20 protein-coding genes are annotated in these 23238 nt (G+C 50.7%); 19 read left to right on the forward strand and 1 reads right to left on the reverse strand.

Features of this window, described 5'->3' with window-relative positions; all coding sequences use genetic code 11:
• Positions 1-153 precede the first annotated feature (153 nt).
• On the reverse strand, positions 154-2679 hold the full coding sequence (locus AC0LWN_RS09340) for a helix-turn-helix domain-containing protein (RefSeq protein WP_474664532.1): 2526 nt from the start codon (positions 2677-2679) through the stop codon (positions 154-156).
• A 124-nt stretch (positions 2680-2803) separates the two neighbouring features.
• Between AC0LWN_RS09340 and AC0LWN_RS09345 the strand changes: the two genes are divergently transcribed.
• From AC0LWN_RS09345 to AC0LWN_RS09435, 19 genes are all read left to right on the forward strand, one after another.
• On the forward strand, positions 2804-3187 hold the full coding sequence (locus AC0LWN_RS09345; protein ID WP_474664534.1) for a tautomerase family protein: 384 nt from the start codon (positions 2804-2806) through the stop codon (positions 3185-3187).
• Positions 3188-3218: 31 nt separating this feature from the next.
• Complete coding sequence (locus tag AC0LWN_RS09350; protein ID WP_474664536.1) at positions 3219-3854, forward strand: FMN-dependent NADH-azoreductase; 636 nt, start codon at positions 3219-3221, stop codon at positions 3852-3854.
• A 134-nt stretch (positions 3855-3988) separates the two neighbouring features.
• A complete protein-coding gene (locus AC0LWN_RS09355) occupies positions 3989-4678 on the forward strand; it encodes a metal-dependent hydrolase (RefSeq protein WP_474664538.1) in 690 nt (229 codons plus the stop codon).
• 136 nt (positions 4679-4814) lie between these two features.
• Entirely contained in the window at positions 4815-5990 is a 1176-nt protein-coding gene (locus AC0LWN_RS09360) for an ROK family transcriptional regulator (RefSeq protein WP_474664540.1), read from the forward strand.
• 49 nt (positions 5991-6039) lie between these two features.
• The gene (locus AC0LWN_RS09365; RefSeq protein ID WP_474664542.1) at positions 6040-7011 is read left to right on the forward strand and encodes an ROK family protein; all 972 of its coding nucleotides are present in this window, start codon (positions 6040-6042) and stop codon (positions 7009-7011) included.
• Positions 7012-7037: 26 nt separating this feature from the next.
• Positions 7038-7997 (forward strand): sugar phosphate isomerase/epimerase family protein, encoded by a 960-nt coding sequence (locus tag AC0LWN_RS09370; RefSeq protein ID WP_474664544.1) that lies wholly within the window; start codon positions 7038-7040, stop codon positions 7995-7997.
• 28 nt (positions 7998-8025) lie between these two features.
• Positions 8026-9759 (forward strand): prenyltransferase/squalene oxidase repeat-containing protein, encoded by a 1734-nt coding sequence (locus tag AC0LWN_RS09375; protein WP_474664546.1) that lies wholly within the window; start codon positions 8026-8028, stop codon positions 9757-9759.
• 137 nt (positions 9760-9896) lie between these two features.
• Positions 9897-10667: an IS91 family transposase gene (locus AC0LWN_RS09380; protein WP_474664548.1), complete on the forward strand. Its 771-nt coding sequence runs from the start codon at positions 9897-9899 to the stop codon at positions 10665-10667.
• A 587-nt stretch (positions 10668-11254) separates the two neighbouring features.
• Positions 11255-12130, forward strand: coding sequence for an effector binding domain-containing protein (locus tag AC0LWN_RS09385; RefSeq protein ID WP_474664550.1), 876 nt, complete (start codon positions 11255-11257; stop codon positions 12128-12130).
• Between the two features lie 33 nt (positions 12131-12163).
• Positions 12164-13054 carry an alpha/beta hydrolase family protein gene (locus tag AC0LWN_RS09390; RefSeq protein WP_474664552.1) on the forward strand — a complete coding sequence of 297 codons (891 nt, stop codon included), beginning with the start codon at positions 12164-12166 and terminating at the stop codon, positions 13052-13054.
• A 314-nt stretch (positions 13055-13368) separates the two neighbouring features.
• The gene (locus AC0LWN_RS09395; RefSeq protein ID WP_474664554.1) at positions 13369-14112 is read left to right on the forward strand and encodes a hypothetical protein; all 744 of its coding nucleotides are present in this window, start codon (positions 13369-13371) and stop codon (positions 14110-14112) included.
• Between the two features lie 78 nt (positions 14113-14190).
• Positions 14191-14778, forward strand: a complete 588-nt coding sequence (locus AC0LWN_RS09400; protein WP_474664556.1) for a TetR/AcrR family transcriptional regulator — start codon at positions 14191-14193, stop codon at positions 14776-14778.
• A gap of 16 nt (positions 14779-14794) precedes the next feature.
• A complete protein-coding gene (locus AC0LWN_RS09405; protein WP_474664558.1) occupies positions 14795-15136 on the forward strand; it encodes an Asp23/Gls24 family envelope stress response protein in 342 nt (113 codons plus the stop codon).
• Complete coding sequence (locus AC0LWN_RS09410; protein ID WP_474664560.1) at positions 15124-15939, forward strand: glycosyltransferase family 8 protein; 816 nt, start codon at positions 15124-15126, stop codon at positions 15937-15939. The genes AC0LWN_RS09405 and AC0LWN_RS09410 overlap by 13 nt, the downstream gene beginning before the upstream one ends.
• Before the next feature lie 117 nt (positions 15940-16056).
• Positions 16057-16848, forward strand: coding sequence for a helix-turn-helix domain-containing protein (locus AC0LWN_RS09415; RefSeq protein ID WP_474664562.1), 792 nt, complete (start codon positions 16057-16059; stop codon positions 16846-16848).
• Entirely contained in the window at positions 16845-17483 is a 639-nt protein-coding gene (locus AC0LWN_RS09420; RefSeq protein ID WP_474664564.1) for a GNAT family N-acetyltransferase, read from the forward strand. Before AC0LWN_RS09415 ends, AC0LWN_RS09420 begins: the two co-directional genes overlap by 4 nt.
• Before the next feature lie 141 nt (positions 17484-17624).
• Positions 17625-18632 carry an alpha/beta hydrolase family protein gene (locus tag AC0LWN_RS09425; protein ID WP_474664566.1) on the forward strand — a complete coding sequence of 336 codons (1008 nt, stop codon included), beginning with the start codon at positions 17625-17627 and terminating at the stop codon, positions 18630-18632.
• A gap of 51 nt (positions 18633-18683) precedes the next feature.
• On the forward strand, positions 18684-20138 hold the full coding sequence (locus AC0LWN_RS09430) for an efflux RND transporter periplasmic adaptor subunit (RefSeq protein WP_474664568.1): 1455 nt from the start codon (positions 18684-18686) through the stop codon (positions 20136-20138).
• Positions 20135-23236, forward strand: coding sequence for an efflux RND transporter permease subunit (locus tag AC0LWN_RS09435; RefSeq protein ID WP_474664570.1), 3102 nt, complete (start codon positions 20135-20137; stop codon positions 23234-23236). The genes AC0LWN_RS09430 and AC0LWN_RS09435 overlap by 4 nt, the downstream gene beginning before the upstream one ends.
• Positions 23237-23238: the final 2 nt, after the last annotated feature.

Consider the following 23238-nt stretch of genomic DNA (forward strand, 5'->3'; position numbering starts at 1 on the left):
TCTTGACCCCCCTTTTTCTCAAAGATACAAAAAAGAAACCGTTCCTTGGTAAAATGGAAGTGCGACCCACCATTTACGAAAGGAACGGTTTCTTTGTACATTACTTTGTCGACGGCACCAAAATCGAAGCGAATACCCATTGGTGTCTCACACCTAAGTTTCTAGCGAATATGCAAGAATCTGATCTTTCGTTAGACTCTTGCCCTTGTTCCAAATGTCACGCATTTCCTGTTCGTTTAACACGTGCTGAAGATCAAGAAGCAATGCGTTATGCTCCACAGGAAAATTTGGAACATCAGTACCTCCGAAGCTTTCGCGGCATTTCTCCGCAGCACTCAGAAGAATGACCGCTTCCGGATAAGCTTTCTTTGTCCATAACGCTATAGCCAACCCTTCTACTCCACGAGAAAGAATCCATGATCCTTTGTAGATTTGGCTAATCGCAATGCTTTTTTTGAAGCATTCAATGGATTGATCGACTTGCCCAAGTTTTAAGGCTGCATAACCGAGGCTTTCGTACGGACCGGATACTTCCCATTTATCCTGAACCTTTTCGAAGAAGTACACACTCTCTTGTAGAAGTATAGATGCGTCATGATACTCCTTTTGTTCCAGCTTCAGCTTTCCGTAAGCATGTAACGAAGACGCCAAATTCCACATGTCCTTCGTTTTTCTGGCAATATCAACGCTCTCCTTAATCAGAGGCTCGGCTTCTCCTAAATGCAGCTTTTTTATACAAATAAATGCCATCAGGCGAAGAGAGGAGGCTAATAACGCAGAATGATTCAGATCACGGGCGAGATCAACGCAGCGTGTTGTTGAAATCATAGCCTCCTCAACGTTTCCTTGAACGAATTGAATGACGCCCCGCCCATGCAATGCTTTGGCAAAATCTCCACCAGGCATTTCTTCATGAACAGTGCTATCCAAAAAACGGTCAAGCCAAAACAAACCCTCCTTTAACCTGCCTTCATGAAGCCAGAACCAGTAAAGGCACGAAACCATATGAAGTCCGATCGGGTAGGCATGTGCGTTTTGGTAAGACCATTGCATGGATGAGAGCAGATTACCATATTCTCTTCTCACTTCATCAAGACAGGCATCACGCTCGCGAGTCCTGAACTTGGCCTCCGCACGATTCAAAATTTGGCTGTAATATTGAATATGCCGTTCAAGAAGGGCATGTCTGTTACTGTTATCCGTTTCTTCCCGCAGCTTCCCGCCAGCATATTCCCTGATAGTTTCCAGCATGAAATAACGGATATAGCGGTAGTCATTACTAATTTCGATGGATACGAGAGACTTGTTGACCAGTCCGGATAACAGATCAAGCATATTTTCCCGGGCAAGTCCATCATCACGGATGGGCAATGCGGATTCGCAGCTACAGATCTGTTCCACTGCCTCCAGCGTAAACCCTCCCGAAAATACGCTGAGCCTCCTCAGGAGTAGCTGCTCCTTGCCGGTTAGCAGATCGTAGCTCCAATCAATCGTGGATTTCAGCGTTTTGTGCCGCGGCACAGCATTTCGTTTTCCGGCAGTCAACAATGTCAGCAGACTCGATAGACGTTCTTCCATCTGCTCCAAGGTCAGCATGCTCATTCTGGAAGCCGCCAGCTCAATGGCTAACGGAATTCCTTCTAATTTTCTGCAAATGGCACCGACAAGCTTCAAGTTTAGCAATGTGGGCTGAAGCCTGGGAGCCGCCATACGCGCACGTTCCAAAAACAGCTGGACGGCTTCAAAATCCTTGATTTCTTGTTCAGGGAGCTCCTCCAGTGAATACTCTTCAGGAAAGGTTAACGGGGGGAGCCGATAGGCGTATTCCCCAGCGATGTTCAAGGCTTCCCGGCTCGTGACCAGGATGCTTAGCACCGGCGCAGCCATCAGGAGTGATTCGGCTAAATCCGCGCATGCATCAATGATGTGTTCGCAGTTGTCGAAAATAAACATCATTCTCTTGTCGGACACAACATCCAATATAGTTTGGAGATCCGTCCGATTCACTTGATTGTGCAGTCCCATAGTAGATAAAAGAAACTGGCTCAAAAAATGAGGGTCCTTTACGGCTCCGAATTCAAACATCCAAATACCGTCCGGATATGTTTCTGCAAGCGTTGAAGCGACTCGAACAGCAAGAGACGTTTTTCCTATCCCCCCGGGACCTACGATTGAAACAAGGGAATGGAGCTTCAGCCGTTCTTTCAGGTCAGCCATGGATTGGCTTCTTCCTACAAAGAGAGCAGGAGACTTCGGTAACTGGCTTTTCGTTGCAAGTGAAACGCTTTGCGTGGAAACCCGGCCTTCCTGCGCGGAACCTTCAAACGAAGCCACAGATTCAAACCAGGCGGCATCAAAATCCGGAAACTCCCGTTTTGTTGCCGAACGCGCTTCTGAAAAACGTTGTACTGCACGCCAAAGCTCCTCAGCCTCTTTTCGCTGAGCCCCTTCCAAGAAAAGTCCTTCCTCCAAAAAGACTTGAATCAGGCGTTTAAGGCTGCCAACGCTGGGAAGACGATCTCCGTTCTCCCACTGTTGAACGGTTCGTGGATCGACGCCAACTTGTCTTGCCAAGTCAACCTGCCGCATTCGTTTGGAAGAACTATGTCTAGCGGGCCTGGAACGAATTTTTTTAATCCAATCCTGGGGCCAATCTTTCGAAGATTGTTCATCTTCCATCTGATCACCTGGCTTCAATAGTTTGAGCATCTCTGATACGAACAAACACGAACTCATGTACATTCGTGTTCAGGATTTTAACAGATACAATGAAGCATATCAACAAAAAGAGGAGGTAATCAACATGCCATTAACGCGTATCGTCACATTGGAAGGACGTTCGAGTGAAGCTAAAGCCCGTATTAAAGAGGTCGTCTCCCAAACGATCGTGGACAAACTGCACGTGCCCGAAAATGACCGTTTTCTGATTATCGAGGAACACAAACGGGAGAACTTCAGCTTTGATCCAAACTGTCTGGACATTGAAAGAAGCGATGGGTTTCTCATTGTTCAAATCATTCTGAATGCCGGCAGATCATCCGAGGTAAAAAAAGAGTTCTATGCGGTATTAGCTGAACAACTGCATCAGCAGTGCGGCATTAGAACGGAAGATGTTTTCATCAATCTAATCGAAGTCACGAAAGACAACTGGTCTTATGGCAACGGCCTCGCCCCCTTTATTGTTTAATTCTTTTATAAGAAAGAGAGGAATTATAATTATGTCTACTGTTCTTTATATCACTGCACATCCCGGTAATCCAGGAGCATCTTACAGCCTTTCCGTTGGTGAACAATTTGTACAAGCCTATCAAGAGAGCCACCCGGCAGATAAGGTTGTGCACGTAGACCTGTATCAGCGAAACATTCCGCATATTGATGCAGATGTATTGGAGGCATGGGGCAAGCTTCAAACGGGAGCATCTTATGATCAATTGACTGCTGCGCAGCAGGAAAAAGTAACCCAACTGAATCATTTGCTCGAAGAGTTTATCGCTGCGGACAAGTATGTGTTCGTTACACCTATGTGGAACTTCTCTTATCCTCCGGTATTGAAGGCGTACATTGATTCCTTTTGCGTCAGAGCCAAAACGTTCAAATACACGGAGAACGGCCCTGTTGGACTGCTGCATAACAAAAAAGCATTCCACATTCAAGCCAGCGGCGGCATCTATTCAGAAGGTCCTGTGGCGGAACGCGAGAATGGAAGCCGTCATTTGAAGACCGTTTTGAATTTTGTCGGCGTAACGGACTTCGAAAGCCTGTTTGTGGAAGGCCTGTCCACGGCGGGAGACCGCGCTCCCCAGATCAAGGCTGAAGCAATCGAAAAAGCGCACAACGCTGCGAAGAATTTCTAAGTAGTATGTTTCGATAGCGATTTGAGCATGCTTCATTACATTCATGCAAATAAAACTCTCATAGGGTTATGAGGGTTTTATTTGCATCTGCCATTGAGGATTTGATGAGCGTTTCGACCAAAGGAGGAAGAAAAATGAAAGTATCTTATCATGGACATTCGGTTGTGAAAATTGAAACCAATGGAACAACCATTTTTATTGATCCATTTATTACAGGTAACTCTAACACCGATTTGAATGCAGCCAATGTGCAGGCGGATGTAATCCTACTGACCCATGGCCACGGTGATCATGTTGGAGATACTGTGGAAATTGCGAAACGAAATAACGCACTGGTCATTGCATCGGCCGAGCTGGCGGATGTTCTCAGCTGGAACGGTGTACGAACCCATGCCATGAGCATTGGGGGAGCCTATCCATTCGAATTTGGAAAAGTGAAATTAACCCAGGCTTTTCATAGCTCTAGCCACGTTGATCCGGAGACTCAAACAATCATCTATACGGGAATGCCTACAGGGATTCTGTTCACGGCAGAGGGCAAAACGATTTACCACGCAGGGGACACAGGTTTGTTCTACGATATGAAAGTGATTGGAGAACGCAACAACATTGATTTGGCATTTCTCCCGATTGGAGATAACCATACTATGGGACCAGAGGATGCTGCACTGGCAACTGAATGGCTTCAAGCGAAACAAGTTGTGCCGATCCATTTCAATACTTTCCCTAATATCAAACAAGACCCTCACTACTTCACTTCACTTCTACAGGAAGGGGTAGGGAAAGTACTGGAACCGGGAGAAGGGCTGGAGCTGATTCCCTGAATCCATTCATAGAGATCAACTTTGTGTTAGCCCCCGAATAGACAGGTCAAATACTTGTCCCGGGGGCTAGAAATTTATTCAGTAAGTACGTATAATTAGTTAATAAAATTAACTAACTATAACGAAGAGGATGATCATGAAACCACAATCTGCAGGTACGCCCAGAGCCATGCGCAGTTTGAATGAATCGCTGATTCTGGACAAGATTATCGCTGGCGGGCCGCAATCACGGGCGGATCTTAGCCGTCAGATCGGGTTAAGCAAACCGACTGTTTCATCGGCCATTGCTCATTTAATAGAGCGGGGACTGGTTAGGGAGACTGGGAGGGGGGATAACACCCAGGGACGAAAAGCAACCTTGCTTGAATTCAATAACAAATGCTTTTATGTCATCGGCATTGACCTGGGAGCTACCCGCATCAGGATGGCGCTGGCAGACATGGGGGGGCAGATTTGCCACTATAAGCAGCTTGCTGTGCCGAAAGCCAACATGGCGGATATGGAGTTTGAAGCTTTGCTTGTGCAAGGGATTGCAGCTCTGCTTGAGGAAGCCGGGGTTACCTGGGAGAACATCAAGGCCGGAGCGGTTGGAATTCCGGGGATCGTTGATCCTGCAAGCGGCGAGGTATTTCAACTGGTAACACCGCTTAAGGGGCTGGAAAATACGCTGCAACGCACAAGCCTCGCGAGCCTGTTCCCGGTACCGGTCATGACCGAAAATGATGTGAATCTGGCCGCACTGGCTGAGCATTCCAGCTCCGGTGAGGCCGGGAGTCCCTCGCTCTTATATTTCTCGATAGGAGAGGGGACCGGAGGCGGCATTATTATAGGCGGCCAAATCTTTCGCGGCCTGGGCGGCGGGGCTGGTGAGCTTGCCAATATGAAGCTCGGCGGCGAGCGGCTGGAGGATGTTCTGTCCGCCAGCGGACTGCTGCGGCTCGCCTCTAGCATGGCCGGGGAGCAAGGCGCGGATCAGCGTCACTTGCCGGCTGCATCCTCATTGTCTCCCGAGAAATTATTCGAAGCGGTTCGGAGCGGAGATTCCTGGGCACAGTCTGTCATCGAAGCTTATTGCGAAAGGCTGGCGGAAGCGTTGACCAATATCTGCGCTGTGATTGCTCCTGACACTATAATCCTCGGCGGCGGACTCGGCGGAAACGGAGATGTGCTGCTCCACCGGCTGGAATCCAGAATAAGCGGCCTGAACCGCAAGCCGCGGCTGCTTGTTTCGCGTCACCGGGAGAAGGATGTGGTTCTTGGAGCCATACAAATTGCGACCCAGGCGGCGTTTCGCCACATTCGCGAAGCATAAGCATAGGCTGCATTTTTAATATTGGTGAGAAAACGGGAGGTTAGCATTTATGAACATTTATAGCGCAGGCATTGATGTTGGCGGAACCAAGACGCTGATTTGCCTTGCTGACGAAGGCGGTACGATTCTGGCGCAGCATAAGCTTGAGACGCAGCTTACACGTGATCCGCAAGTGTTTTTCCGGTGGTTGTTTGGCGAATTGGAACAAATCTGCGGGATTAACGGAGGCTCGTTGTCTTCGTTACGCGGCATAGGGATTGGGTTCCCTGGCGTAATGAACGAATCCACAGGGATTCTTTCCAGCGCCCCTGCATTGAATTGGCCTTTAGTGGATATTCGCCCTGTCATCGCAGCCCATTATTCCGGGATTGTGGTGCTTGATAATGATGTGAACATGGCCGCGCTGGGAGAGCATTTTGCCGGTGCCGGAGCCGGGGCAGAGAACTTTATGATGGTTACCGTTGGAACGGGGATCGGGGGCGCCTTGATTTTAAACGGAAGGCTGTACAGAGGGGCTAACTTTGCTGCCGGTGAGATCGGTTATCTGATTCTTGAGCCGGGCACAGACCGTTCATCTGCTCTTTCGGAGAACAGTGAGTTCGGACCTTTTGAAATGGAGGTCTCTGGAACGGGGATCGGCCAGAAGGCTGCGGATTATCTGCTTGAGGACAGCCGCCTCTCCGTGATGCGGCAAATGGCGAACGGCGGGCAGGTTCGGGCGGAGCATGTTTTTGCCGCGGCGGCCGAGGGAGATGAAGCAGCAGTGCAGATTCTGAATCAATCCTACGAGCACATGGCTGTTGTGATCAAGAATATTTCGATTACCCTTGATCTTGAACGGATTATTCTTGGCGGTGGAGTTGTCGAGAAGAATCCGGGGTATGTGGATGAGATATCAAGCCGGGTGAGCCGTTATGCTCCTCATACACCGCTGGTGATCAGACAGGCTGAGCTAGGCAATCAGGCCGGAGCAATTGGGGCCATGGCGGCAGTAAGAAACAGGCTCACTGCAAGTAAATAAACCTATTGAAAGCGGGGTTTTCTAAAATGGAATTCACATCCAAAGAACAGTATTCCTTCTCGACCTGCTGGAATATCAAACGCCATGAATCCGGCGAGTCGATGATTAACGAAATCAAGGCACTCGGATTTGGCAGAGTTGAGCTTAACTACAACGTGACCCATGACATGCTGAAGACGATAGAGCCGCTTATCGAGCGCGGGGAGATTGGAATCTCCAGTGTGCACAATACGTTTCCGCATGTATCTGATCCTGACTATGGAACGGATTCCGTTCTGCTTGGATTTGAAGATGCTGAACGGCGGAACAGGGCGATAGAGCTGCTGCTGGGATCGGCAGAATATGCTCACCGTTATGGGGCGGAGGCCGTTGTGGTGCATCCGGGGGAGGTTCCTTTTGACGGGGATATTGATAGCCAGCTTAAGGATATTTACAACACAGAAGGGCGGGAATCCCCGGCTTATCAGAAGCTTTGGTCTGAAATGATCCAGCGCCGCGAAGCCCTGAGTGACGGTTATCTTCAGCGCATCCGCAATAGTCTGGAGGAGGTCTGCGAGCAGTCCGCACGACGGGGCTATAACGTCAAATTCGGGATTGAGACCCGCTCGCGCTGCAATCAGATGCCAACGCTGGCGGAGGCAAAGAAGATCATATCCGGGCTGAACGGAGCGCCGGTCGGGTTATGGTACGATATCGGCCACGGCATGATGATGGGGCGGATGGGACTCTACGACAATGTGAACGAAGCGAATGCGATGATCAAGGATATTGTAGGCGTTCATATTCATGAAACCATCGGTCTGTCGGATCATTGGTGTCCTTATGTGCACAGCGGGGATGCCGAAGGCTTCGATTCCTTCCTGGATATTATCGCGCAGGCTCCGGTTAAGGTGTATGAGCTTAAAGCCGTCTGCACTCCAGAGGATATTGAGCAGAGCCACCGGACCATTATTTCTAAAATTACCCAGCGCGCTGTAAAAGCTTAGGCGCAGGAAGACGGAGGGAATTCAGCAGATGTTAGGCAGAATAAGCGCTATAAATGATGAGTGGACTAATGAATCGCTTCATCGTCAAATCACTGACCGGAGCAACCGCTATTTCGGGGGTGTGCGTGACCCGCTGAACGGTGTTGCCTGGCCGAGCCATACCGGTACGGCCCAGTTTATTGCCGTATGGGCCGCTTCACTGGTTAATCCTGCGTCACAGTATTATCACGATATAGCCCTGCTGGAAAAGCTTCAGGAAGCGATGGATTTCATGCTGCGTTTCCAGCATGAGGACGGCACGATTTCACCGGGCTGGACGAACTATCATTCCCCGCCGGATACGGCGTTCGTGGTGGTTGGCTTAGCCAACGTGCTTACATTGCTGGAGCAGCAGACATGGGAGCCTTTAGCCACCGTCACTCAGCAGATCCGGTTGTTTCTGCAGCGGACGGTTCCGGCGATGCTGACCGGCGGTGTTCATACTCCCAACCACCGCTGGGTGCTTGCAGCCGCTCTTGGCTCCTTGTACCGTATTTTTGCATTGGACGGCTTGAAGCAGCGGGCGGATGAGTGGCTTCAGGAGGGAATGGACATTACGCCGGATGGGGAGTGGACCGAACGGAGCAACGGAATCTACAACACAGTCAGTGACATTATGCTCTATTACGCGGCGCAGGATTTAGATCGCCCCGAATTGCTTGAACCGATACGCCGGAATCTGAGAATGATGAAATATCTGGTTCACCCGGATGGGGAAGTGGTGACGGACTATTCAGGACGTCAGGATTTTGGGAGTGTCTTCTCGCTGGCCGATTATTATCTTTGCTATAAGCTGATGGCTGAGCATGACCGTGACCCCGAGTTCGCGGCACTGGCCGAACTTGCAGGCAGTGCCGTCACCCATCCCGGGTCACTGCCCAATAATATTATGCTCGGATTCCTGCTGTATCCGCAAATGCAGGCGGCCACCGTACAGCCGGAGGCGCTGCCTGTGCATTACCGTAAGGTGATCAATGGAGCCTTCAACCGGCAGGAGCTGCTGGGCAAAATCGGAAAAGACGGCTACGGCGGACCTGTCCGCCACAGCAAGCAGCATACCGAATTTGGCGCTCCGGTTGCCCGCATTCGGAGCGGGGCTACAAGTGCAACGGTAATGACCGAAGCTTCCTCGCATTTCTCGCTGCGGCACGGCAAGGCCCGGCTGCTCGGAGTTCAGCTCGCTTCAAGCTTCGAGCCTGGCCTGATTACCATGCAGTCGCTGGAAGAAACGGAAATAGGCTTTCTGCTGAGCTCCACCGCGGAAAAAGGCTATTATGGACCCGTTCCGGGAGACAAGCTGCCGTCACTGTCCGGCTTACCGGCCAGTCCCTGGTATTTGCTGCCGCACGGTGAAAGACCGCTCACTCACTCCCAGCCAAGCAAAGTCACGGTTCGTGTGACCGATCACAGCGAGGGATGGGATTTGCATTTTACGCAGCAATCGCCATCCGATGTGCTGACCCAGATTGTGCTGCTGTTCGGCAAGGAAGGCAGCCTGGAGGGAACCGGCATCGCGCCTGTGCCGGAGTTGCGGGACACTTCGTTCTGGACATCCGGCACGATCCGTTATACCGCTGGCGAAGACTGGATGGAGCTGGATCAGGGGACACATGAGCATGAATTGGCCGAAGTCCGGGGGATGACCTACCCGGATGGCTGCCTGAAGGTCATCGTGACCCTGATTACGCCGCTGGACTATACGATGCGAATCCGTCTCTCCTAAGGGGGAGCGGCGGATGGACTTGGACATGCAAACCGAAGGAATTTGGTTTGCATGTTTTTTTTGACATACTAGAATTTATAAAATTTCGGGGTGGAGGGAGTCTTCTACCTTATTTTTGTATTTGGTAAAGTTAAGAAATGGAGACGAACATTCTAAAACGAATCTTTTTCGATGAACATGGACATTGGGATAGCTTTGTTGCGAAGCATGAGGGAAAGCTACGTTCCAATGTTCTAAAGGAAGTAGAGAAGTTCCGCGGCTGCGGAGACCTAAGTAAAGGTTTTAAGCTGCTCGTGTGCGAAGGATGCCACGATCTGCGGCTTGTTCCGTATCGCTGCAAAGGAAGACTCTGTACGACCTGTTCATGTGGAGAGACGGAAGAATGGGCACGTATCCTTGAACAAGACGTATTTCAAGTGAACCACCGCCACGTCATTGTTACTATCGATGAGGGGTTATGGGAAATATTCCTACGCCATCGGGAAAAGTTGCTTAAAGATTTCATGGATGAAGCTGCCCGTGTGGTGAAAGCGTATTTCGAGAAAAAGCATAAGGTCACTCCTGGCATCATTGCAGGATTGCATACATTTGGGGCACGTATGAACTTTAACCCTCATGTTCATATGTTGGTCACGATGGGCGGAATGAAGGGGAACGGAGAATGGAAGACATATGAGTACAAGGGAGAAGTCTGCCTTGAGGAAGGTAAATTGAAGGTGAAGTATGCAAAATGCCAGGTTACAAAAAGCGTACTTGAAAGGATGATTAAGGATGTCACCAGTATCAAAGAAACGAAAAGCAGGGAAGAAAAAGAAGCAGCAGCTAAGCAAAAGCAAGTACATGCTATCCAAAGAGGTGATCAAGTATATTTGTTTGAACTGCGAAGCAACGGAAGACATACCGCTTAGCGTGGTTCAAAACTTTGACATGATGGACGATGGGGATCCGGAAGTGCCGCCGCAATTTAGCTGCAAAGCCTGTGATGGAGAGATGTATCCGGAATACTACAAAGGAGTACACGGATACGAATACCGGATTGAAGACCGGTTAGGAAAAAAAGAAGTAGCACAAAGCACCACAGAGTAGAACAAGAAGGGAATGGGTGAGGGGTGGAGAAGCGATAGCGCCCGCCTTTGAAGTACGTGTTCCAACAGCTGTAACCCTTCATTCAAGGAACACGGACTTCAACAGCGGTCGGAATCCCACACCCATCCCTCCCCGAACACAAACGTAAATCATACTGTAGAAAGAAAATAAAGTCTTAGACTAACGATGCATCATTAACCGAGGGACGGGCAGATTTGTTAAAAACCAGCGAGACTGAGCAATTGCCAGAGGTCGCTCTTTTGGCGAACCGAAGAGTGTGGCTGATCAGGAAACTATCTACGCTTGGAAAGTAGTGTTAGCTGCTCAGTAAAGTAAAATTCCGCAAAAAATATCAAAACAGAGCGTTCCATCTGACGTAAAGTGAGTATATCGATATGGAGGCATTACAGTGAATTATAAGGATTTGGTAATCAAGGCCATTACCTATATTGAGGATCATCTGACCGATGAAAGATTAAGCACCAAGGTTATGGAGGCTGCGGGCTATTCGCCGTACCATTTTCACCGGATCTTCCTATCGGTTACGACAAACTCCGTCTCGGAGTACATACGCAAGCGGAGATTGACACAAGCAGCATACGATTTATTTTATACCAACCAAAGGATCATAGATATTGCCATCCTGTACCGGTTCGAGTCTCAGGAATCCTTCGCCCGAGCCTTTGGGAAAATGTTCTCCATCTCGCCTGGACAATTTCGAAAGCAAAGGGACATGAAGGACACGCTGTTCCGGGCAATGGAGAAGCTTCCTTTGGATGAAGTGGGGCTACAGCATTTGAATAACAGCGTCTCCCTCGTGCCAGCTATTGTCTGCCTGAATAAGCTGCATCTGGTCGGCATGTCGATACCGGGTGTCAATTCGGACGAAGTCGGAAAGCTATGGCGGAGCTTTAGGCAGCGTTTGTTTGAAATTGAGCGAAAGCCGGATACGGAAGACATATTTTATGCGGTCATTGAACTTACAGGTAGGCAATGGGAAGTCACGTATATCGCTTGTGTCGAGGTGGCTAGCGAGGAGAGTGTAGTTCCCTTGGGAATGGTCGCTAAGCTGCTCCCAGTTGTAACTTATGCGGTTTTTACTCATAAGGGGACATTATCGAGACTCAACGATACAATCCAGTACATTTATGAAACCTGGTTACCCCAGTCAGGCAGCATTCGTACGAATTACCCGGAGTTTGTGCGTTACGACCATCGATATCTAGGACCGATGAACGAGGATTCGGTATTAGACATATATATTCCCGTTGGCTCGCCATATTAGGAGCATGTAGCTCAAGGAGAGGAAGAAATCAAGATGAACAAAATAGAAGACATTGTTGAAGGATATGCAGGTTGCTGTGAGGTACAAATTACCGACAACGCATTGAAGGTGACCGTTCCCATGATCGTGATGTATCCGACAGATGCACGGGAACAGACTGATAGGTTAGGGCCGTACTCGTTGGAGGTGGCCAGAGACGCAGCGCCGCTGGAGGGAAAATTTAGACTAGTCCTCATTTCACACGGTACAGGCGGTTCACCGCTTGTGTACCGGTCGCTCGCTCGGCATTTGGCGCGCAGCGGCTTTATCGTTGGCCTTCTCGAACATCCATTTAATAACCGCAATGATAATAGTTTGGAAGGTACTGTCCAAAACCTCACCTATCGCCCCCGGCACCTTCGCATGGCAGCCGACTGGTTTTTTGAAGATGAGAGGTTTAAGGGGCTTCTACAGCCGGGAGGCCATTCGGTCATCGGGCATTCCATGGGGGGCTACACCGCGCTTGCAGCAGCTGGCGGTATCCCGACTTCCTTCCCTAATGAGAGCCCGGATGGGAAGCCGCAGCAGATCGATGTCCCTCATGATTCACGCATCCGGTCCCTGATTTTACTAGCCCCGGCGTCCGTTTGGTTCCGTAATGAGGGAGCATTAAACAACGTTCGGATCCCCATTCTCATGTTGGATGCCGAGCGAGACCCTTACGCACTTCCTTTTCACGCGCAGATCATCATGAATAGTGTTGCTGAACCGCAAATGATTCGCTATCGGACGGTGGAGAATGCCGGACATTATTCCTTCCTGACTCCTTTCCCAGCTGAGATGATTTCACCAGCCTTCCCCCCCTCGCAAGACCCGCCCGGCTTTGATCGCGTGCAATTTCACGAAACGCTGAAGGCTGAAGTAGTAGAGTTTCTGTTGACTTAACATTAGGAACAATCACTTTCCGTCGAAATCAAATGTTAACTGAGAGTTCGATTAACTAATCGTTACGCTAACTGGGGAATGTTAGTTCAATATCAGGCTGAAACAGCAGCGGCAGACTAAGACTTTATTTTCAAGTCTTAGTCTGCCGCTGCTTACTTTATTGGAACAGTCTAAAACTTATTTTGCGAAGGCTGCCAAATTAATAATTGAAAAACCACATTAGATCAACAACTCCAGTCTAGAACTTTATTTTCAACGAACACATACACCAAGGACGCCGCAAGGCGTTTTTCTTAGGCCGGCCGGGGCCGGAGATGGAGGGAACAACGGCAGAAATGCCGTTGTTGGGTGGCCCGGGGCCGGGGATGGAGGAAACAACGGCAGAAATGCCGTTGTTAGGTGGTCCGGGGCCGGGGATGGGGAAAACAACGGCAGAAATGCCGTTGTTAGGCGATCCGGGGCCGGAGATGGAGGGAACAACGGCAGAAATGCCGTTGTTGGGTGGCCCGGGGCCGGAGATGGAGGGAACAACGGCAGAAATGCCGTTGTTGGGCGGTCCGGGGCCGGGGATGGAGGAAACAACGGCAGAAATGCCGTTGTTGGGTGGCCCCGGGCCGGGGATGGAGGGAACAACGGCAGAAATGCCGTTGTTAAGTGGCCCGGGGCCGGGGATGGAGGGAACAACGGCAGAAATGCCGTTGTTAAGTGGCCCCGGGCCGGGGATGGAGGGAACAACGGCAGAAATGCCGTTGTTAGGCGATCCGGGGCCGGAGATGGAGGGAACAACGGCAGAAATGCCGTTGTTGGGTGGCCCGGGGCCGGGGATGGAGGGAACAACGGCAGAAATGCCGTTGTTAGGCGGTCCGGGGCCGGATGATGGAGGAAACAACGGCAGAAATGCCGTTGTTAGGCGGTCCGGGGCCGATGATTGTGGAGGATGTGGCCGGGATTCCCATAAGCAGTGGGGACCCAGGCTTTTTTTTGTTGGGACGCATGCTTGGTTGTCAAACAAAACGGCCGCAAGTTTGACTATTGCCGGTGGGACATTTATCATATAATTATGATAGTATATTCTATCAAATGATTGCTGTATCAATCATAAATTACCATGATATGATTCAATAGAGGAGCCGCTGATGAAAAAAGAAATGACGGCAGTCAAACAAACAAGACTTAATTCCATACTGGATGCGGCGACGAATTTACTGATCGGCAAACCGAGTGCGTCCATGAATGAAATTGCCGAAGCGGCAGGGATCGGGATCGCGACACTGCACAGGTATGTGGAAAGCAGGGAGCAACTGATGGTTCACCTGGGATTTCGGGCCATTGAGGTGGTAAGCGAGACGATGCGAGGTGTTCCATTAAATGAAGAAAACTGTGAAGCCTACATTCCGGAGCTGATAGAAGCACTTATTCCGCTGGGGGATAAAATATATTTTCTCGCCCATGATGCATCGGTTAACTATAACCCGGAAATTGAGGCCGCGGATCAGAAGCTGAGAGAACCGGTCATGCATGTGATCGACTTATTGCAGAGGAAGGGTTTTTTGCGCTCCGATATGGATAGAGAATGGATTATGAATGTCCTGTACTCGTTGCTATTTTTAACCTGGCAGCAGGTGAAAAGCGGGCACATTGCGATGAAATCTGCGGCGGCGCTGGTGGTAGACACTTTTTACAATGGCGTTCAAACGAAGTCAGTTCAAGAGGCCAAGCGATAAACAGGAGGGGATTGTTATGCTGATTCAAAATATGCTGGGGAGCATCACCATTTCCAAAGAGGTAGTAACTAAAATCATCGGCACGGCAGCAGCCGGCACCAGCGGGATTGCTTCCATGTCAACGGGCATGGTCGAAGAAATTACGAGAAAGCTAAGCGGAACAGCCCTCCAAAGCGGCATTGAGCTTAGCTCTACAGAATCGGGACTCGATATTAACCTAAGAATTGTCGTGCATTATGGTGTAAGAATGAATGAGGTATGCAAGGAATTGCAGATGAATGTCCGGGAAGCCGTTGAGAAGCTCGCCGGACTGTCCGCCCGAAGTGTAAATGTTAGAGTAGAGAAATGCATCGTATGAATATTCTGGTCACCTTAAATTCCGGCTATCTCAAGCCGCTAAAGGTTATGCTGAAATCCATGTTTGTGAATAATCCTGGTGAGGATTTTGCCATTTACCTGATGCATTCCAGCATTGGACCGGAGGAGCTTGAGGCCACTAGCCGCTTTGTGGAGCAGGAAGGGCACCGGCTGTTTATCATTACAGTGCAGGATGAGCTTTTTGATAAGGCTCCGGTGGTCAAGCATTACTCCAAAGAGATGTACTATCGCATCTTGGCCTTCAGATTCCTGCCAGCGGAGATACGTACCATTCTCTACCTCGATCCGGATATGATTATCATCAACAAAATTAGGAAGCTGTACGATACGGACTTATCCGCCCACATGCTCGCCGCCGCCAGCCATGAGCGCATATCACTCAAAGAAATTAACCGCATCCGCCTGCTGCCGTATGACATTACGGATTACTATAATACAGGCGTGTTATTGATGAATCTCGAAAATATGCGGCAGAACATCAATGAAGCAGCATTGTTTGAATTTGTGGAGGAGTATAAAACCCGCCTGATCCTTCCTGACCAGGACATTATCAATGCGCTTTATTCTGCAAGCATTTTGAAGATCAATGAGGTTGTCTATAATTATGACCCCCGCTTCTATCTCTATTATAAAATCTTAAGCGGAGGGCAACACGACATGCACTATGTAATACATAACAGCTCGATTATTCATTTTTGCGGAAAACGAAAGCCCTGGAACAAGAATTATACCGGCCAATTTCATTCCTTGTATAAGCACTATGAGAAAATAGCGTTATCCTAGCTGGCGGCCCCCATCTCCATTTATGGGGCTTTTTTTGTCATGCTGCATTTTCCCGCTTGACCTTAGGTCTGACCTAAGGTGTATCTTTAGAGCAAGCGCAGCGAAGGAGTGGGGAGAATGAAAGGTGAGATCACAATCAGTGAGCTAGCCAAGCTAATGAATGTGTCCGTGCATCAGATCCGTTATTTCGAAGAAAAAGGAGTGCTGATGCCTTCCTATACGGGCGACAATCAGTATCGAATGTACGGCATTGAGCAGATTTATCAGCTGGCGCATATTCTGTTATTGCGTAAGCTGGGCCTGTCCGTGCAGTCGATCAAAGAGTGTATGACGAGCTTTGGGCCGGAGCAGGTCCGGCAGGTGCTTCAGACCTCTTTGACCGAAACGAATGCGGAAATCATCCGGCTGCAGGAGCTTCAGCAGTTTATCAGCAAAGTTCTTCATGAGCACCAGGACTTCAGCCAAGAGAACACAGCCTACCAGGTGAAGTGGCGGGAACCGGTGAACCTGATGTTCTGGTTCGAGATGAGCACACAATCTGCGCTGCATGCCAGAGAGCTGGCCGGGCAAACCGGACAGATTGCCAATCTGTTCGAAACGGATATTCATTTTGTATACGATGGTGCGGGCAACGCCTCACTGTATACGGAGGTCAAGGAGCAGGGCAGCCGGGTCTTACCTGCGGGGGAGTACCTCTCCTCCCAATTCGTAATTGAACATGAAGCTGAGCTTGACCAGCGGATTGAGCAGTTCTATGACTATGCAGCAGCGCAACCCTATACTGTGACAGGGCCGCTTGTTCTCATTGAGAAATCGTATCTCTCCTTGTTCAGTCAGGATAAGCTTCATTACGAGCTGCTGATGCAGCTTGAAGCCGGCGCAACTGCCGAAAGGGGGAGTGCACCGTGACGAACGCCCCTATCACCATTGAACCGATGGAGGCCAAGTACAACCGGGAGGTCAGTTACCTGCTTGTGGACGGGTTCAGCAGCAAGTTTGGCCGCTTGTCCGGGCTTGCCCATAACGAGCTGGCCTTATTTTTCGAAAGGCTGCTGGATTTCTTCCCGGAAGAAACCGCCAGTCAAAGAATGGTGGCGCTTCAGGAAGGAACGGTCATTGGAACCCTGTCGATCAAGTGGAAGCCGGGATTAGGCTCGGGTGATGCTGCGGCCCGTTCCTCCGCTAAACTTCCGCTAATACAGGAAATTAATCGGTTTGGGAAATGGAAGGTATTCAAGCTGACAGCCGCTTTGTACTTTCTGGACCACAAGCCGCAGGCCGGAGAATGTTATATTGCGGATCTCTCTGTTCATCCTAAGCATCGCGGGAAAGGGGTAGGCAAGCTGCTGCTGCACTGGGCACAGCAATATGCTCTTGGTCAGCCCTTGCTCAATTTTCTGAGCCTGCACGTGTCCGGCAGCAATCAGGGCGCCAAACGCCTGTATGAACAGCAGGACTTCCGCACGCAGGAGAAGGAGCACAGCCTGCTGAGCTATGTTCTTTTTCATGAATGGAAGTGGGAGTATATGATTTTGAAATTTTAGCTATAAGTTGAACATGAAAAATCATAAAGAGGGCAGAAGTGACGGAAGTCCAAACATTCCCCGCAGTCACGACCAGCCCTCAATATGTAAATATTAAGTTCAACTTATATAGCATGAACTTTATTCTTGGAGGAAGCAGCTATGAAAAGGAAAATTGGCATAACGGTCATCGGTATTGTTCTGATATGCATAGGGGCGGTGCTCTATATACTGCAGCAAAACACCTTTGATATGGTGGAGGAATCCGTTGAGATTCCCTCCCCTCAGGGCAAATTGACGGGGACGCTGGTCCTGCCTAAGAAGGAGTATGACAAGCTGGGATTGGTGCTGTTCATTCATGGCGACGGTCCAATCAATGCGTCCCATGATGACGGATATAAGCCGCTATGGGAGAAGCTTGCTTCCCAGGGCTATGCTTCCCTGTCGCTGAACAAGCGGGGCATTGATGGCTCTGAAGGGAACTGGCTTGATCAGAGCATTGACGACCGTGTAGAAGAAGCCCGCCAGGCGCTGGCCTGGGCGAGAATGCAGCCGATGATTGACGATACGCGCATTGGTGTGTGGGGAGCAAGCCAAGCGGGATGGGTCATCCCGAAGCTTGCGGGGAAAGAACCGCTTGCCTTCAGCATTCTGGTGTCCCCTGCCATCAACTGGCTGACCCAGGGGGAATACAACACCCGCGAGCAAATGGCAAAGGACGGACACTCTGAGGCGGAAATTTTCGGGCAGATAGCGTATGAACGGCAATTGAAGGAGCTTTTGAAAGAGGGAGCATCCTATGAAGAATATGTAGCAGCAGCGCATAAGGACGATGTGATGTCCAAGGAACGCTGGACCTTTGTCAGCAAGAACTTCAGGGCCGATGCAACCTCCGATCTGCATAACTTCAATACTCCTGTGCTCCTGCTTCTGGGAGACAAGGATATCAATGTGGATTGGAAGGAGACGGAGCAGGTGTACCGGAAAGAGGTAAGCCCTTCTTCCTTGCTTTCGGTCAAGGTTTTCCCGGATACAGAGCATTCCATGCTGACGACCCAGACCGCAGATTCAGAATTCCGCGCCTTGCTCATCAGCCTGTTCGCACCGAGAAAAATTACAGTGAACGGCTACATGGAGCAAATTGCACAATTTCTGAAGGAGCTGCCTTGAGGTTCCTGAGGCTTGCTGAGGCTACAAATTATTGAGGAAAGGACATGAACCATGCCAAGACGGAGCTTAATAACGATATTAGCCATTGTGCTCAGTGTTGCCGCCGCCGCTTGCTCCAATACCAATACAGAGAAGAGCGCAGGGGCGGAGGCCAAGCAGGGCAGAATGGTCGAGCTGGCCACTGTGAGCAAGGAGGTGCTGGACACGGATTATGAATTGTCCGGCACCTTGCAGCCTGTGAAGGAGGCGGCGGTGACCTTTGAGCAGGCGGGACGGCTGATTCGGACGAATGCCGAGATTGGGGATTTGATCAAGAAGGGAGAACCGCTGGCGAAGCTTGATACGTCCGAAGTTCAGCTCAAGGTGGAGCAGGCCGAGCAAGGCATACTTCAGGCCAAGGCCGGACTAAGCCAAGCCGAGCAAGGCGCTTTGCAGACCAAAGCGGCCCTCAGCAGTGCCGAGGCAGCCATCCAGGCCTCCGCAGCGCGGGTAGCAAGTGCCGAAGCGAATCAGCAGCAGGTGAAGAAAGGCATACGCAAGCAGGACCGGCAGATGGCCGAGAACGGACTGGTCTTGGCCCGGGCTGCTTATGAGAAAGCCAAGATGGATATGGAGCGTTCACAGAAGCTGTATGAGCAGGGAATTGTATCGCAAAGCGATAACGAGAACGCACAGTTGAAGCTGAAGGATGCCGAGAGATCGGAAAAGGATGCCGAAGCCTCCCTGTCCCGGATTAAGGAAGGAGCTACGCCGGAAGAGATAAAGGCGGCAGCGGCGGCACTTGCGGAAGCAGCATCGGGAAATAAGGCAAGCAAGGCCGAGAAGGAACAGGCTGTAGCTGCATATAACGGGGCTTTGGCCGCCAAAGAACAGGCTTATGCTGCATATAACAACGCAATTTCGTTAAAAAGAGAAGCCGAACTGGCCCTATCCAAAGCCTCGCTGGCCGCAGCCTTCACTGGAGTGGTGCTGACGAAGGAGGCGGGTATGGGCGACACCGTTAGCGCCGGCCAGACCATTTACAAGCTGGGCGATGTCAGCCGGCTGAAGGTGCTTTTGCCTGTGCCCGACAGTGAACTAAGCCAATGGAAGAAAGGGCTTAAGGTTGAGGTCAGCCTGTACAGCGAAGTGCGCAAGGGGACGGTAAGCAAAATTTACCCCCAGACCAATGCCGGCACCGGGACGGTTAGTGTGGAAGTGATTATCCCGAACGAAAGGCAGGACTGGACAACAGGACAGATTGTCAAAGCCGGGCTGAAGCAATCCGGGAGCAAGGTGATTATGGTTCCCGTGAAGGCAGTTATCAGCAACGGCGGCAAGCCATATGTATTCAGGGCTGTGAATGGAAAAGCTGTGAAAACGTTAGTTGAAGTAGGAGACCGGCTAATGAATAACAAGCTGGAAATAAGCAGCGGCTTGAAAGTAGGAGAGCAAATCATCGTCAAAGGGGCGGACACGTTGTATGACGGAGATAAGATTGAAGCCGCCGTTGGTGCTGCCAAATGATCGAATATCTCGTTAAGAAAAAGAAAATTACCCTGTTGTTTTTCATCATGCTTATCGGTGCCGGACTGCTCAGCTTCGCCGGATTGCCGAAGCAGGAGTACCCGAACATTGTTATTAAATATGCATTGATTACTACGGTTTACCCCGGAGCCTCTCCGCAGAAGGTGGAGCAGAGCGTAACCCGTGTCATTGAGCAGAAGATCAAGCAGGTTAAGGGCATCAAGCGGATTTTGTCCACCTCATCCAGCGGGTATTCGAGCATCACTGTAGAGGGGGAGGACAATGCGGATGCCAAGACACTGTTCGACGGGGTGCGCAAAAACGTGCAGGATGCCCAGGCCGAGCTGCCTTCCGGCGTCCAGACTCCGGTAGTCGATGACGACCTGGCCAGCTCCTATATCGGGTCCTATGCGGTCTCGGCCGCTTCCCGGGAAGAACTGGATAACCTCAGTGGGCTGATGAAGACCTGGAAGGACCAGCTCCGGTCCGTATCCGGTGTGGCTAATGTGACGATTCAAGGGGTTCCCGACCAGCAGGTTCAGATCAGCATGGATAGCGCCAAGCTGCAGGAATATAACCTGGGCTGGGAGCAGGTACAGGCGGCGATTGAAGGCGAGAAGTCCCGGGTTCCCACCGGCGAAATCACGCTGAGTGACCGCAGCTACCAGCTAATGGTCCGTGAGACAGAGAGTCTGGACAATCTGCGAAATGTGCTGATCACCCGGACAGAAGCCGGTTCGCCTGTGTATCTGAAGGATATCAGCACGGTCAAGCTTGGCCATGCCGACCGGAAGTCTTATGCCTATTACAGGGATAAACCAGTGATTACGATCAGTGTTGGCGCGAAGACGGGCAGCGATGTGCCGAGCATGCACAAGCTCGTGAACGACAAGCTGGAGGAACTGAAGGCAACACTTCCGGCGGGGGCCGAGCTGGAGCACTTGTTTGCTCAGAAGGACAGGATTCAGGAAATCTTCAGTGACCTGAAACGGGAAATGATCATTGCGGTCATTGCCGTGATTATCGTGTGTATGCTTGGCCTCAATCTGCTTACCTCGGCTTTTGTCGCCTTGGCGATTCCGATCTCGTTGGCGGTTGGCTTGATCCTGTTGCCGTATCTGGGGATCAGCATGAACGAAATTTCTGTTATCGGCCTCATTATTGTCCTGGGAATTCTGGTCGATGATGCCGTTGTAGTCAACGATAATATCGAGCGGCGGCTCAGCGACTTGGGAGAAAAGCCGCAGGTTGCAGCCATCAAGGGCACCAAGGAGGTAGCAGTTTCCATACTTACGGCGACACTGGCTACCATTTCCGCCTTTGCTCCGCTGCTGTTCCTGCCGGGGCCTCTGGGGGCATTTATCAAGCCGATTCCGGTGGTCATTTCATTGACCATGCTGGCTTCCATGCTGATGTCGCTGACAATCATTCCGATCTTTCGCGAGTGGTATGAGCAGAAGAGGGGGAGCCGAGGGAAGGCTGGCACCGCAAAATCGGGTTTTCTCGGCAACCAGATTGCCGCCATGAACCGCTTTTATTCCGGGAAAATCATGAAAGGAGTACTGAAGCGGCCTCTGATTGTGGCCTTATCCGGCCTATTCCTTGGAACAGCGGCTTATCTGCTGGCACTCTTCGTGCCTGTCGAGCTGTTCCCTGCCGGCGAACGTCCCGAGGTAGTTGTGACCTTAACGATGCCGCCCGGAACCTCACTGCAGGAGACGGACCGCGTTACCAGGAATATCGCTGGCTGGATGAAGCAGCAGCCGGAGCTGCAGACACTATCCTACAGCGCCGGCAGCAGCGCCCCCCAATTGCACAGCGATCAGCCGGGCATTTCATCGCCTTCCCAGGGCCAACTGGCCGTAGTTGGGAAAAAAGGCGTGTTCGACCTTGATAAAACGGTGAAGGCATGGGACAAACATTTGAAGAGCAATTATCCCGAGGCCTCTTTTCAATTCTATGTTAGCAAGGTGGGTGTCGATGTGGGCAAGGCGGTATCCATCAGCGTTAAGGGCGATGAGCTGGGGCAGCTCCAGACACTGAGCCAGCAGGTTAAGGAGATTATTGCCTCCACCCGTGGGGTTTCAAATGTGGCGGACAATTTGGGCATCGACCAGTATACGCTGGAATTTGCGGTAAACAAGCAGGCGATGGACCAGCACATGGTGTCGTATACCAATCTGACCCGTGCTATCCTGCTGTCCAGCAGCGGTATTACCTCCACCCAGTTCGATACCGGTAAAAATTTGATCGACGTCAAGCTGTATTTGCAAAAGGACAGCAGCGATCCGAACGTCATGTTCCAAAAGCTGAATGTCACCAATGCTGCAGGCAGGCAAATTCCGTTGACCCAGCTTGCGACCCTTAAGCCTTCTTTTGCCATTCAGCAAATCCAGCATATAAATCTCAAACGTACGATTACGATAGAGGCGGATGTGAAGGGGCGGACGGCGACGGAGGCCGGAGCGGAAATCAGCGGGAAGCTGAAGGGCATTACCTTCCCGTCTGGCTATAGCTGGAGTGCGGGAGGAGAAACCTCGGAGCAGAACAAGGTATTCAATAATCTCGCTACACTGTTTGTTGTTGTGTTATTCCTGATTCTGCTCCTGATGACCATCCAATTCTATTCCATCTCCATTCCGCTGATCATCATGACTACCGTCTACCTGGCTGCGGCCGGAGGAATTATCGGAATCTACATCGCCGGAATGCCGATTGGCTTCATGAGCCTCATGGGGATCATCTCCCTTGCCGGAATCGTTGTGCGCAACGGCATTGTGCTGATTGAGTTCATTGAGGATGCCCGGCGCGAGGGCGTGGAGCTGAAAGAGGCGGTGGTACTGGCTGCATCGGCGCGGTTCCGTGCGATTCTGCTGACCTCGCTAACCGCCATCATGGGGATGATTCCCATTGCGCTCGGCGGGAACATTTTGTTCCGCCCTATGGCATACACCATTATTTTCGGCCTTGTGTTCTCGACACTGCTGACCCTGCTTGTAGTTCCTTCGCTGTATATGGTCGTTGCCCGGTTGAAAATTAGGCGGCAGGAGCGGAAATTGAACCGGGAGACCAAGCGGGAGCAGACGCTTTCTATATAAAG

It is taken from the genome of Paenibacillus sp. sgz302115 (assembly GCF_056120445.1).

Excerpts from the sequence above, each read along its gene's own strand:
- AC0LWN_RS09390 (WP_474664552.1), top strand. The coding sequence starts at position 12,164 with ATGAACAAAATAGAAGACATTGTTGAAGGATATGCAGGTTGCTGTGAG.
- AC0LWN_RS09340 (WP_474664532.1), bottom strand. The coding sequence starts at position 2,679 with ATGGAAGATGAACAATCTTCGAAAGATTGGCCCCAGGATTGGATTAAA.
- AC0LWN_RS09425 (WP_474664566.1), top strand. The coding sequence starts at position 17,625 with ATGAAAAGGAAAATTGGCATAACGGTCATCGGTATTGTTCTGATATGC.
- AC0LWN_RS09430 (WP_474664568.1), top strand. The coding sequence starts at position 18,684 with ATGCCAAGACGGAGCTTAATAACGATATTAGCCATTGTGCTCAGTGTT.
- AC0LWN_RS09345 (WP_474664534.1), top strand. The coding sequence starts at position 2,804 with ATGCCATTAACGCGTATCGTCACATTGGAAGGACGTTCGAGTGAAGCT.
- AC0LWN_RS09410 (WP_474664560.1), top strand. The coding sequence starts at position 15,124 with ATGCATCGTATGAATATTCTGGTCACCTTAAATTCCGGCTATCTCAAG.
- AC0LWN_RS09360 (WP_474664540.1), top strand. The coding sequence starts at position 4,815 with ATGAAACCACAATCTGCAGGTACGCCCAGAGCCATGCGCAGTTTGAAT.
- AC0LWN_RS09380 (WP_474664548.1), top strand. The coding sequence starts at position 9,897 with ATGGAGACGAACATTCTAAAACGAATCTTTTTCGATGAACATGGACAT.
- AC0LWN_RS09355 (WP_474664538.1), top strand. The coding sequence starts at position 3,989 with ATGAAAGTATCTTATCATGGACATTCGGTTGTGAAAATTGAAACCAAT.
- AC0LWN_RS09365 (WP_474664542.1), top strand. The coding sequence starts at position 6,040 with ATGAACATTTATAGCGCAGGCATTGATGTTGGCGGAACCAAGACGCTG.
- AC0LWN_RS09435 (WP_474664570.1), top strand. The coding sequence starts at position 20,135 with ATGATCGAATATCTCGTTAAGAAAAAGAAAATTACCCTGTTGTTTTTC.
- AC0LWN_RS09400 (WP_474664556.1), top strand. The coding sequence starts at position 14,191 with ATGAAAAAAGAAATGACGGCAGTCAAACAAACAAGACTTAATTCCATA.
- AC0LWN_RS09405 (WP_474664558.1), top strand. The coding sequence starts at position 14,795 with ATGCTGATTCAAAATATGCTGGGGAGCATCACCATTTCCAAAGAGGTA.
- AC0LWN_RS09370 (WP_474664544.1), top strand. The coding sequence starts at position 7,038 with ATGGAATTCACATCCAAAGAACAGTATTCCTTCTCGACCTGCTGGAAT.
- AC0LWN_RS09350 (WP_474664536.1), top strand. The coding sequence starts at position 3,219 with ATGTCTACTGTTCTTTATATCACTGCACATCCCGGTAATCCAGGAGCA.
- AC0LWN_RS09395 (WP_474664554.1), top strand. The coding sequence starts at position 13,369 with ATGGAGGGAACAACGGCAGAAATGCCGTTGTTGGGTGGCCCGGGGCCG.
- AC0LWN_RS09375 (WP_474664546.1), top strand. The coding sequence starts at position 8,026 with ATGTTAGGCAGAATAAGCGCTATAAATGATGAGTGGACTAATGAATCG.
- AC0LWN_RS09415 (WP_474664562.1), top strand. The coding sequence starts at position 16,057 with ATGAAAGGTGAGATCACAATCAGTGAGCTAGCCAAGCTAATGAATGTG.